The sequence below is a fragment of the Roseovarius lutimaris genome, assembly GCF_900115165.1.
In the GTDB taxonomy this organism is placed as follows: Bacteria; Pseudomonadota; Alphaproteobacteria; order Rhodobacterales; family Rhodobacteraceae; genus Roseovarius; species Roseovarius lutimaris.
The window spans coordinates 114259-124616 of record NZ_FOVP01000016.1; the positions used below are offsets into that span (position 1 = coordinate 114259).

The 10358-nt window shown below is 57.8% G+C and carries 19 protein-coding genes; 2 read left to right on the plus strand and 17 right to left on the minus strand.

The genetic code is table 11. The features are described 5' to 3' along the window. Nucleotides 1-5: 5 nt before the first annotated feature. The 5 genes from rplE to rpmC form a co-directional block, all read right to left on the minus strand. Nucleotides 6-569 carry a 50S ribosomal protein L5 gene (gene rplE, locus BMZ91_RS14585; RefSeq protein WP_085827559.1) on the minus strand — a complete coding sequence of 188 codons (564 nt, stop codon included), beginning with the start codon at nt 567-569 and terminating at the stop codon, nt 6-8. After that, complete coding sequence (gene rplX / locus BMZ91_RS14590; protein ID WP_092840471.1) at nt 562-873, minus strand: 50S ribosomal protein L24; 312 nt, start codon at nt 871-873, stop codon at nt 562-564. The genes rplE and rplX overlap by 8 nt, the downstream gene beginning before the upstream one ends. Nucleotide 874: 1 nt before the next feature. Beyond that, nucleotides 875-1243 carry a 50S ribosomal protein L14 gene (gene rplN, locus BMZ91_RS14595; protein WP_050663329.1) on the minus strand — a complete coding sequence of 123 codons (369 nt, stop codon included), beginning with the start codon at nt 1241-1243 and terminating at the stop codon, nt 875-877. 79 nt (nt 1244-1322) lie between these two features. Next, complete coding sequence (gene rpsQ, locus BMZ91_RS14600; protein WP_092840474.1) at nt 1323-1553, minus strand: 30S ribosomal protein S17; 231 nt, start codon at nt 1551-1553, stop codon at nt 1323-1325. A gap of 15 nt (nt 1554-1568) precedes the next feature. Next, nucleotides 1569-1772, minus strand: a complete 204-nt coding sequence (gene rpmC, locus BMZ91_RS14605; RefSeq protein ID WP_092840476.1) for a 50S ribosomal protein L29 — start codon at nt 1770-1772, stop codon at nt 1569-1571. 228 nt (nt 1773-2000) lie between these two features. On the opposite strand from rpmC, the gene BMZ91_RS21815 reads away from it, so the two are divergent. Continuing rightward, entirely contained in the window at nt 2001-2453 is a 453-nt protein-coding gene (locus tag BMZ91_RS21815) for a hypothetical protein (RefSeq protein WP_245736399.1), read from the plus strand. A gap of 217 nt (nt 2454-2670) precedes the next feature. On the opposite strand, the gene BMZ91_RS14620 is transcribed toward BMZ91_RS21815, so the two are convergent. From BMZ91_RS14620 to rplB, 6 genes are all read right to left on the minus strand, one after another. Then, on the minus strand, nt 2671-3291 hold the full coding sequence (locus tag BMZ91_RS14620; protein WP_092840485.1) for a 2OG-Fe(II) oxygenase family protein: 621 nt from the start codon (nt 3289-3291) through the stop codon (nt 2671-2673). Between the two features lie 126 nt (nt 3292-3417). After that, nucleotides 3418-3831 carry a 50S ribosomal protein L16 gene (gene rplP / locus BMZ91_RS14625; RefSeq protein ID WP_092840488.1) on the minus strand — a complete coding sequence of 138 codons (414 nt, stop codon included), beginning with the start codon at nt 3829-3831 and terminating at the stop codon, nt 3418-3420. Between the two features lie 13 nt (nt 3832-3844). Beyond that, complete coding sequence (gene rpsC / locus BMZ91_RS14630) at nt 3845-4552, minus strand: 30S ribosomal protein S3 (protein ID WP_092840491.1); 708 nt, start codon at nt 4550-4552, stop codon at nt 3845-3847. Further along, nucleotides 4552-4932 (minus strand): 50S ribosomal protein L22, encoded by a 381-nt coding sequence (gene rplV / locus BMZ91_RS14635; protein ID WP_073199634.1) that lies wholly within the window; start codon nt 4930-4932, stop codon nt 4552-4554. Before rplV ends, rpsC begins: the two co-directional genes overlap by 1 nt. Nucleotides 4933-4935: 3 nt before the next feature. Further along, on the minus strand, nt 4936-5214 hold the full coding sequence (gene rpsS / locus BMZ91_RS14640) for a 30S ribosomal protein S19 (protein ID WP_092840494.1): 279 nt from the start codon (nt 5212-5214) through the stop codon (nt 4936-4938). Between the two features lie 3 nt (nt 5215-5217). Further along, entirely contained in the window at nt 5218-6060 is an 843-nt protein-coding gene (gene rplB, locus BMZ91_RS14645; protein ID WP_092840497.1) for a 50S ribosomal protein L2, read from the minus strand. Nucleotides 6061-6416: 356 nt separating this feature from the next. On the opposite strand from rplB, the gene BMZ91_RS21495 reads away from it, so the two are divergent. After that, the gene (locus BMZ91_RS21495) at nt 6417-6770 is read left to right on the plus strand and encodes a phasin family protein (protein WP_177193878.1); all 354 of its coding nucleotides are present in this window, start codon (nt 6417-6419) and stop codon (nt 6768-6770) included. A gap of 165 nt (nt 6771-6935) precedes the next feature. Here BMZ91_RS21495 and BMZ91_RS14655 read toward each other — a convergent pair whose 3' ends face one another. From BMZ91_RS14655 to BMZ91_RS14680, 6 genes are all read right to left on the minus strand, one after another. Next, on the minus strand, nt 6936-7559 hold the full coding sequence (locus BMZ91_RS14655; protein ID WP_092840504.1) for a hypothetical protein: 624 nt from the start codon (nt 7557-7559) through the stop codon (nt 6936-6938). A gap of 186 nt (nt 7560-7745) precedes the next feature. Further along, nucleotides 7746-8042, minus strand: a complete 297-nt coding sequence (locus BMZ91_RS14660) for a 50S ribosomal protein L23 (protein ID WP_092840508.1) — start codon at nt 8040-8042, stop codon at nt 7746-7748. Continuing rightward, nucleotides 8039-8656, minus strand: coding sequence for a 50S ribosomal protein L4 (gene rplD, locus BMZ91_RS14665; protein ID WP_092840510.1), 618 nt, complete (start codon nt 8654-8656; stop codon nt 8039-8041). The genes BMZ91_RS14660 and rplD overlap by 4 nt, the downstream gene beginning before the upstream one ends. Further along, a complete protein-coding gene (rplC, locus tag BMZ91_RS14670) occupies nt 8653-9495 on the minus strand; it encodes a 50S ribosomal protein L3 (protein WP_092840513.1) in 843 nt (280 codons plus the stop codon). The genes rplD and rplC overlap by 4 nt, the downstream gene beginning before the upstream one ends. Nucleotides 9496-9508: 13 nt before the next feature. Then, nucleotides 9509-9817, minus strand: coding sequence for a 30S ribosomal protein S10 (rpsJ, locus tag BMZ91_RS14675; RefSeq protein WP_073199620.1), 309 nt, complete (start codon nt 9815-9817; stop codon nt 9509-9511). Between the two features lie 81 nt (nt 9818-9898). Beyond that, the coding region (locus BMZ91_RS14680; RefSeq protein WP_245736400.1) for an EF-Tu C-terminal domain-related protein at nt 9899-10358 on the minus strand (460 nt) is incomplete at its 5' end.

Genomic DNA, 10358 nt, shown 5'->3' on the forward strand with positions numbered 1-10358 from the left:
GCGGCTTAGCTGTTGAAAGGCATGTTGAAGTGCTTCAACAGGGCCTTGGCTTCAGCGTCGGTCTTCGCCGTGGTTGCGATAACGATATCCATGCCCCAAACTTCGTCGACCTTGTCGAAGTTGATTTCGGGGAAGACGATGTGTTCCTTGAGACCCATGGCATAGTTGCCATTGCCATCGAACGACTTGCCCGGCACGCCGCGAAAGTCGCGGATACGGGGCATTGCGATGGTGATCAGACGGTCGAGGAATTCAAACATCCGGTCGCCGCGCAGGGTTACCTTGGCCCCAAGCGGCATGTCCTCACGAACACGGAAGCCCGCGATCGAATTGCGCGCCTTGGTAATAACCGCGTGCTGACCTGCGATGGTGGAAAGGTCTTCCTGGGCCGACTTGGCTTTCTTGGAATCGCGCACCGCTTCGGCACCACACCCAATGTTCAGAACGATTTTATCCAGACGCGGGATCTGCATGTCGTTCTTATAGCCGAACTCTTCTTTCAGAGCAGGCTTGATGGTGTCGCGGAAAACGGTTTTGAGGCGCGGGGTATAAGCTGCTGTATCAAGCATCGATCACGTCCCCCGTGGTCTTGGCAAAACGCACTTTCTTGTCGCCTTCGATCTTGAAGCCAACGCGGGTGGGTTTGCCGTTTTTGTCAAGAAGAGACAGATTGCTCAGATCGATCGGCATCGCTTTGGGGACGCGACCGCCTTGGCTGGTCTGGCTTTGACGGGTGTGGCGGATCGCCATGTTCACGCCCTCAACGACGGCTTTGCCGGCCTTGGGGTCAACAGTGGTGATCGTGCCCTTCTGGCCTTTGTCTTTGCCAGCCAGAACGACAACGGTGTCGCCTTTTTTCAGTTTAGCAGCCATCTTACAGCACCTCCGGGGCGAGCGAGATGATTTTCATGAAGTTCTTGGAGCGCAGCTCGCGAACAACCGGCCCGAAGATACGGGTACCGACCGGCTCACCTGCGTTGTTCAGGATCACGGCGGCGTTGCGGTCGAACTTGATGGCGGTCCCGTCTTCACGACGAACTTCCTTGGCGGTGCGTACGACGACGGCCTTGCGGACGTCCCCTTTCTTAACGCGACCACGAGGGATGGCTTCCTTGACGGAGACGACAATGATGTCGCCTACGCTAGCGTATTTACGCTTGGAACCACCCAGAACCTTGATGCACTGAACTCGGCGAGCGCCGGAGTTGTCAGCAACATCCAGGTTGGTTTGCATCTGGATCATTTGGTTTCTCCCGACCTATGGGGGGCGATGCAGTGCCTAATCCCCAGGGTTTCGATTATGCCGAAAAGGCGCGAGAGGCTTACGCCTCAAGCACCTCCCAACGTTTCGTTTTCGAGCGCGGCGCGCATTCGATGATGCGGACGGAATCGCCGACCTTGAAAGCGTTCTTTTCGTCGTGAGCCCGGTATTTCTTGGACTTACGGATCGTTTTGGCCAAAACCGGGTGCTTGAAACGGCGTTCAACCGACACGGTAACGGTTTGCTCATTGGCGTCGCTGGTCACGGTGCCAGTCAGGATACGTTTGGGCATCTGAGAGGCTCCCTATTATTCTGTGGCCGCGTTAGCGGCTTTTTCGTTCAGGATGGTCAACACACGCGCGGCGTTGCGACGGGCAATGCGCATCTGTGCGGGGTTTTCCAACTGGCCGGTCGCGGCCTGGAAACGCAGGTTGAATTGCGCTTTCTTCAGGCTGGTCAGCTCCTCACGGAGCTGATCGGGTGTCTTGTCACGTAGCTCTTGAGCGTTCATGCTCTTTTCCTTTCTCAAAACACCAGTTGGCCCCTGTCGGTTCTTACAGGGTCACCTGAAACCTGGTGGATGAATTGCAAACACACGAATCCCCGGTCGTCCGGGTCATCGTGGATTTGGGGTCTATAGGGGAGGTGGCGGAATAGGGCAAGGGGTAAGTTGAATTTAGCCAAGTTGGGTGGGGCTACGCACTTAAACCATTCCAAAAATCGAAATCGCCTAAAGAGCATGACATCAAGCCCTCACCAATCGCTCCCTGAACCAAACGCACAAATCTTCAAAATTCAGGCTGTGATCTGCGACACTTACGACAAGATCGTCAATCGGCTCATCGTCGTCGATTGCCAGCGTATATCCGCTTCGCTCGATGAGGATTTCGACCGTCAGCCAAGCCGTTCGCTTATTGCCATCAATAAACCCATGATTTCCAACCATGCTTTGCAGCAAGGCCGCAGATTTTCGGTAGATTGGCCGGTGATATCCCGAATAGGGTCGGCCCAAAGCGGATTCGATCAAACCAAGGTCACTCACACCAGCACGACCGCCATAGGTCAGTGCCTCATCATGTGCGGTAATCGCGTCTGCCAGCGTTACCCTGTAATGCTGCCTACCGATCGGCCAAACGCTTCAACGCTGATTTGCGTTTTTCCGAAGCCCCCTTCACAGTCACCATCGTTTTGACCGTAGCTTTCTTGGCACCTGAGGATGTGCGGACCTCGACAAAGTGGCCGGTCTTTTCGCTTCGCGCAATGTACCCACCCTTGACGGTGGTTTTCGTCACATGTGTGGCCATTTCAACCTCCAGGTCCATACACCTAATATGGAAATCGCTGCTCGCTTTGGCAAGACGTGAACTAAACAAGCCCATAAACTTTAATACATTATCATCAAAAAGTACTCACCCCCAACTATAATTGAAACTCACGCTGATCCGGTCTTCTTCACTCATGTTCATCGGCACCTCATGGCGGAGCCAAGACTCCCAGAGTAGCACGTCGCCCACGGCGGGCGTGGCATAGATGAAGGTTTTCAACTCGTCCCGAGCATCCTTGCGGCGCGCCGGTGCGGCCATCATCATCGCCGATCTCGGGTCTTCCAGTTTCAGCGCGCTTGCCCCGTCGGGCATGGCCACATAGGTGGTGCCGCTGATGACTGAGTGGGGGTGGATGTGGCTACTATGGGTGCCGCCCTCGGGCAGGATGTTGATCCAGATGTCTTCCAGCTTGAGCTTCTTGTCGTCGAGATCAAATTCCAGGTCCTCGGCAAAGGCTTTGACGTGCTTGTTAAGAACCTTGACCAGATCCTTGAAGATCGGAAACCGCCAGCCAAGATCGGTGAGCGAGGCATAGGACGTATAGCCGGGATAGCCGTTTTCCTCGCACCACTCCTGCCCGGCCTCGTCATCCTCGGCGATGGAATAGCACGACGCCTCAAGCTCGGCGGCATCAATGGGTTTGCCCTGCTCGGACAGGGCGGCATGATAGAGGCGGGTCACGAAAAGTGAGGAGATCTGTGTCATGCCCCCCGTCTTAAACCAACGCCCCCCGCGTGGCGAGAGGGCTTGGCCCGCTCACAAGAAAAAGCCCCCGCCAATCGCCTGACAGGGGCCTCTCAGTTTCACGTAGGGTGGGTGAAACCCACGCGCTTACCAGTCTTCGCGAACCACGACACGGGTCTTGATCGGCAATTTCATCGCGGCAAGGCGCAGGGCCTCGAATGCGATGGCTTCGGACACGCCGTCGATCTCAAACATGATCCGGCCCGGCTTGACCTTGGCGGCCCAGAAATCGACCGAGCCTTTACCTTTACCCATCCGAACTTCGGTGGGTTTGCTGGTCACCGGAAGGTCCGGGAAAATCCGGATCCAGACCCGGCCCTGACGTTTCATGTGACGTGTCATGGCACGACGAGCAGCCTCGATCTGACGTGCAGTCACACGCTCGGGCTGGGTCGCTTTAAGGCCGTAGGTGCCGAAGTTCAGATCGGAGCCGCCTTTGGCGTCCCCCTTGATCCGGCCTTTGTGCATCTTACGGAATTTGCTGCGCTTTGGTTGTAGCATCTGTCATTCCTCCTTAACGGCGGCCGCCGGCGCCACGGGGCGCGGGACCATCCTGGAGTTCCTGGGCTTTACGGTCACGTGCCGCGGGATCATGTTCCATGATCTCACCCTTGAAGATCCAGACCTTGATACCGATGATGCCATAAGGCGTCAGCGCCTCATAAGGGGCATAATCGATGTCGGCACGCAGGGTGTGCAGCGGCACACGGCCTTCGCGATACCACTCGGTACGGGCGATCTCGGCGCCACCAAGGCGGCCCGCGACGTTGACCCGGATACCTAAGGCACCCATGCGCATTGCGTTCTGCACGGCGCGCTTCATGGCGCGACGGAAGGACACACGACGCTCAAGCTGCTGCGCGATGCTTTCGCCGACCAGAGCCGCGTCAAGCTCCGGCTTGCGGACCTCGACGATGTTCAGGTGCAGCTCGCTGTCGGTCATCGCCGCCAGCTTTTTGCGCAGACCTTCGATATCGGCGCCTTTTTTGCCGATGATCACGCCAGGACGCGCGGTGTGGATCGTGACGCGGCACTTCTTGTGCGGACGCTCGATGATCACACGGCTGATACCGGCCTGCTTGCACTCTTTACCGATGAATTTGCGCATTGCGACATCTTCGAGAAGAAGATCACCGTAATCCTTGGTGTCGGCATACCAGCGGCTGTCCCAGGTGCGGTTGACCTGAAGGCGCATGCCAATCGGATTGACTTTGTTACCCATTAGGCTTGCTCCTCAATTTCACGCACCTTGATCGTCAGCTCCGAGAACGGCTTGCGCAGAGCGCCAAACCGGCCGCGGGCCCGCGGGCGACCGCGTTTCATCACAAGGTTCTTACCGACATAAGCTTCGGCCACGACAAGACCGTCCACATCGAGATTGTGGTTGTTTTCGGCATTGGCGATCGCGGATTGCAGGCATTTCTTGACGTCTGCGGCGATACGCTTGTTGCTGAAGGTCAGGTCGTTCAGCGCTTTGTCGACCTTTTTACCGCGGATCATCGCGGCAACCAGGTTGAGTTTTTGCGGGCTGGTGCGAAGCATGCGCAGTTTTGCCATTGCTTCGTTGTCGGCCACGCGGCGGGGGTTCTTTTCCTTGCCCATGACTTACTTCCGCTTCGCTTTTTTGTCGGCGGCATGACCATAATAGGTACGGGTCGGGCTATATTCGCCAAACTTTTGACCGATCATGTCTTCGCTGACGTTGACTGGGATATGCTTGCGGCCGTTGTAGACACCAAACGTCAGACCCACAAACTGGGGCAGGATCGTCGAGCGGCGCGACCAGATCTTGATAACTTCATTGCGCCCGGATTCGCGCGATGCTTCGGCTTTCTTAAGCACATAGGCATCGACAAAGGGGCCTTTCCATACAGAGCGAGACATAGATTAACGTCCCTTCTTCTTGGCGTGACGCGAGCGGATAATAAGCTTTTGCGACGCTTTGTTCTTGTTCCGGGTCCGAGCACCCTTGGTCGGTTTACCCCAGGGCGTGACGGGGTGACGACCACCCGACGTACGGCCTTCACCACCACCATGCGGGTGGTCGATCGGGTTCATGACCACACCACGCACTGACGGGCGGATGCCCTTGTGGCGCATGCGGCCCGCTTTACCGTAGTTCTGGTTGGAGTTGTCGGGGTTGCTGACCGCACCAACGGTGGCGAGGCATTCCTGACGCACCAGGCGAAGTTCGCCCGAGCTCAGACGGATCTGAGCGTAACCACCATCACGACCCACGAACTGGGCATAGGTGCCTGCGGCGCGTGCGATCTGACCACCTTTACCGGGCTTGAGCTCGATATTGTGGATGATCGTCCCGATCGGCATGCCCGAGAACGGCATTGCGTTGCCCGGCTTGATGTCGACCTTGGTGCCGGCCACAACCTTGTCACCCACAGCCAGACGCTGGGGAGCAAGAATATAGGCCTGCTCGCCGTCTTCATATTTGATCAGCGCGATGAACGCGGTCCGGTTCGGGTCATATTCGATCCGCTCGACGGTGGCCGCCACATCAAACTTGTTCCGTTTGAAATCAACGATCCGGTAAAGGCGTTTTGCCCCGCCGCCCTTGCGACGCATCGTGATCCGTCCGGTGTTGTTCCGACCGCCATGTTTCGACAAACCCTCAGTGAGAGATTTGACGGGACGACCTTTCCAAAGTTCCGAACGGTCGATCAGCACCAGCCCACGCTGGCCCGGCGTCGTCGGCTTATACGACTTGAGTGCCATGCTTTCTGTCTTCCGTTTGCTTGCAGCGGGTCATGCCCGCCTATGTTGTAGCCCCCCGAAGGTGGCCAGAATTTAGGGCCCCGAAGGTCCCCGGTTGGAGTGCTCTTGCGAACAATAGCGAAGCCCCGGACGAATCCGGGGCCTTGCCGATGGGCTCTGATAGGGGAGGCGGCGTTTGCGGTCAAGGGGGTGGAACGCGAAAACGCGGAGCGCAATCGCCCAATTTCCCGCCATACGACACAGATCAATTCCCCGTCGGCGAATCCGGTCTAGACTGGGCCTTGCGAAGGCCGACACCAAGGCGACACGCAACCCGACACGCAGATCGCAATCTGTCAGGAAACAGGAGAACAACCATGACGAAATCCGCCAAGAAACCCGACGCCGGGAAACCCGATGTTTCTGCATTTTCCGCCGCCATGATCGCGGGGAACCCTGCGGCCTCCAAGCTCTGGCTCGACATTATGGCCGAGAGCACGCGCTTCGTATCCGAGCGCCTTCAGAACGATCTCGAAACCCAGAAGGCGATGCTGCGCTGTCAGAACCCCACCGACCTGGTGCAACTGCAATCAGAGTTCTTCCGCAAGACAGTAGAACAATACACCGCCGAGGCGCAGCGCCTGTTCGAGATCATGACCGAGGCCACCGAAGGCACGGTCAAGGACACCAAGACCAGCACCAAGCGCAGCTATGACGACGTGCCGCTCTGACGGTGGGAAACGGGTGCGGGGCTAAGCATAAAAATTCGGGTTCGCCCGACAAGACGTCCCGCGCCTCTGTCCCGCGCTCGGGGCAGGTCCGTGTCGAGGCGTGTGATGCTTGAAAACCCGCGCCCGGCGCCTCCGGCAGGCGGATGCCGCCGGACCGAATTGCATCTAGGAGCGCAGATTCGATTTTATCATCTCAAGTAACTCGGGGGTGTTTGACACCTGCTCGAAGGCGACAGGCATCGTCAACGCTCCCCAAGTGACCGGCTGTCCCGGATGCGATAACCCATGTCCGAACGGCTGAAGCTCCTGTTCATCAAACAACGTGCCTATCTTCAGTGATGGATTTGGGCGCGTCGGTACAATCTCGTAAGGATAAGTGGCGGAGTGCACGTTGGACACAACATAGAGCCGGACCGCAAATCGCCAGTTTCGTCCGCGGCGGCAAACGATTGCTCGCTTGTTCGTAACTAAATACATCACATTCCAGAGGACATATTGCCGGTTGCTTGCCATCATAAATGCCGCCGCCAGGAACGCGAGCGAAACCGCACCATACACCATGCAGGCCGTAAAGCGGACTGAGGAAGACGCAGGCCCGATGAACGGAACCGTCCCCCACATAACCAAGACGCCAACCAACATGGAGATCAGATAGATCCGTTCGGCCCCGATCGCTTGGCACAGCCCACGTCCATATTCGGGTCTACCCGTCCACAACACCCGCTCATCCGGGTCCAGGATGTTGTTCAGGTCGCCATCAGCGCGGATCTCGATTGAAACGTTACTCATTCACAAAAACCAGCCGACCTACCCGTGGGCGTGACCGCACTCCACCACGCAAGTAACACCCTTTTTGCCCAATACCGCAAGAGAGGGCTGGGCGCCCAAGTGCAAATTTCGCACAAAAAAAACCCGGCTACCTCTCGGCAACCGGGGTTTTCTTTTTCGTAGGGTGGGTGCTAACCCACCACCCGATCAAAGACCGGTGGTCACGTCGATGGTGTTACCCTCAACGAGCGTCACATAGGCTTTCTTGACGTCGTTGCGGCGGCCAAGCTGGCCCCGGAAACGTTTGGCCTTGCCTTTGGTGATCGTGGTGTTGACAGCCTTGACCTTGACACCAAAGAGCGCCTCGACGGCCTCTTTGATCTGGGGTTTGTTGGCGTCAATCGCCACCTCAAACACGACCGCACCGTTTTCAGAGGCCATGGTGGCCTTTTCGGTGATGATCGGCTTGCGGATCACATCGTAATGTTCTGACTTCGCGCTCATTTCAACCGAGCCTCCAGTGCTTCGACACCCGCTTTGGTGAGCACGAGCGTGTCACGCTTGAGGATGTCATAGACGTTCGCGCCCATCGACGGCAGCACATCGAGACCTTCGATGTTGCGGGCGGCTTTGGCGAACTCTGCGTTCACTTCGGCCCCGTCGATGATCAGCGCGCGTTTCCAGCCAAGGTCACGGACCTGTTTGGCCAGAGCGGCGGTCTTGCCGGTCGAATCCGCGACATCAATGATCACAAGCTCGCCTGCCGCCATTTTGGCGGAGAGGGCATGCCTGAGACCAAGCTGACGCACTTTCTTCGGCAGGTCATGGGCGTGGCTACGGGGCGTCGGGCCCTTGTAGATACCACCCTTGCGGAAGATCGGTGCCGAGCGGGCGCCGTGGCGTGCGCCACCGGTGCCTTTTTGGCGATAGATCTTCTTGGTCGAATAGCTGACCTCGGACCGGGTTTTCACCTTGTGTGTACCGGCCTGCGCCTTGTTGCGCTGCCAGCGGACGACGCGTTGCAGGATATCCGCGCGCGGTTCCAGGCCGAAGATGTCTTCGCCCAGATCGACCGAGCCGGCCTTGCCGCCGTCCAGTTTGATCACGTCGAGTTTCATTCCTCGCCTTCCTTCTTCTCAGACTGAATTTCGGCCTCGGCCTCTTTCAGAGCGGCTTCTTCCGCAACGGCGGCTTCTTCAGCGGCGGCTTTTGCAGCAGCTTCGGCCTCTGCAGCTGCCTGTGCGGCGGCCTCTTCAGCGGCTTTGGCAGCTTCTTCAGCAGCCGAACGCAGGGCGGCGGGCAGGATCGCGTTCTCGGGGAACGGCTTCTTGACCGCATCCTTGATCGTCACCCAACCCCCTTTGGAGCCGGGAACGGCGCCTTTGATCATGATCAGACCACGATCGGCATCGGTTTTCACGACCTGAAGATTTTGCGTGGTGACACGGGCAGCGCCCATGTGACCGGCCATTTTCTTGCCTTTGAAAACCTTGCCCGGATCCTGACACTGACCGGTTGAGCCGTGCGAACGATGGCTGATCGACACACCGTGCGTGGCCCGCAGACCACCAAAGTTGTGCCGCTTCATGGCGCCTTGAAAGCCCTTACCGATCGAGGTGCCCGAGACATCCACGAACTGACCTTCAAAGTAATGGTCTGCCGTGATCTCTTCGCCCACGTTGATCAGGTTTTCCGGCGCAACGCGGAATTCCGCGACCTTGCGCTTGGGTTCAACCTTGGCCGCCGCAAAGTGGCCGCGCATGGCCTGGCTTGTGCGTTTGACCTTGGCCGTACCGGCACCAAGCTGAACGGCCGAGTAGCCGTGCAGCTCAGCTGTGCGCTGAGCAACAACCTGAAGATTATCGAGTTGAAGAACGGTCACAGGAATCTGCTTGCCGTCTTCCATGAAAAGGCGGGTCATGCCGACTTTTTTTGCGATTACACCAGAGCGCAACATCCAAATGCCCTCCTTAAACCGAAATCTGAACGTCAACGCCGGCGGCGAGATCGAGCTTCATCAGCGCGTCTACCGTTTGGGGCGTCGGGTCCACGATGTCGAGAAGACGCTTGTGCGTCCGGATCTCGAACTGATCGCGCGATTTCTTGTTCACGTGGGGGCTCCGCAGAACTGTGAACTTTTCGATTTTGTTCGGCAGCGGGATGGGCCCACGAACCTCGGCACCGGTCCGTTTGGCGGTATTGACGATTTCCTGCGTGCTGGCATCCAGTACGCGGTAGTCAAATGCCTTCAGCCGAATGCGAATATTTTGGCTTTGCATTGGTTAGCCTTTCGCGGCGTTGGAGTTGATAGGAGGAAGGCCGGACCACCCGGCCTTCCTCTTCGAACCCTTAATAGGTTGTTACTCGATGATTTTGCTGACGACGCCGGCGCCGACGGTGCGGCCGCCTTCGCGGATGGCGAAGCGGAGGCCGTCTTCCATGGCGATCGGGGCGATCAGTTCGACGGTGAACTTCAGGTTGTCACCGGGCATGACCATCTCGGTGCCCTCGGGCAGCTCGACGGTGCCGGTCACATCCGTGGTCCGGAAGTAGAACTGCGGGCGATAGTTCGCGAAGAACGGCGTGTGACGGCCACCCTCATCCTTGGTCAGGATATAGGCTTCGGCTTCGAACTTGGTGTGCGGGTTAACCGACTTCGGCTTACACAGAACCTGGCCACGCTCAACACCCTCACGGTCGATCCCGCGCAGCAGAACGCCAACGTTGTCGCCAGCCTCACCACGATCCAGCAGCTTGCGGAACATTTCAACGCCGGTACAGGTGGTTTTCTTGGTGTCGCGGATGCCGACGATTTCAAGC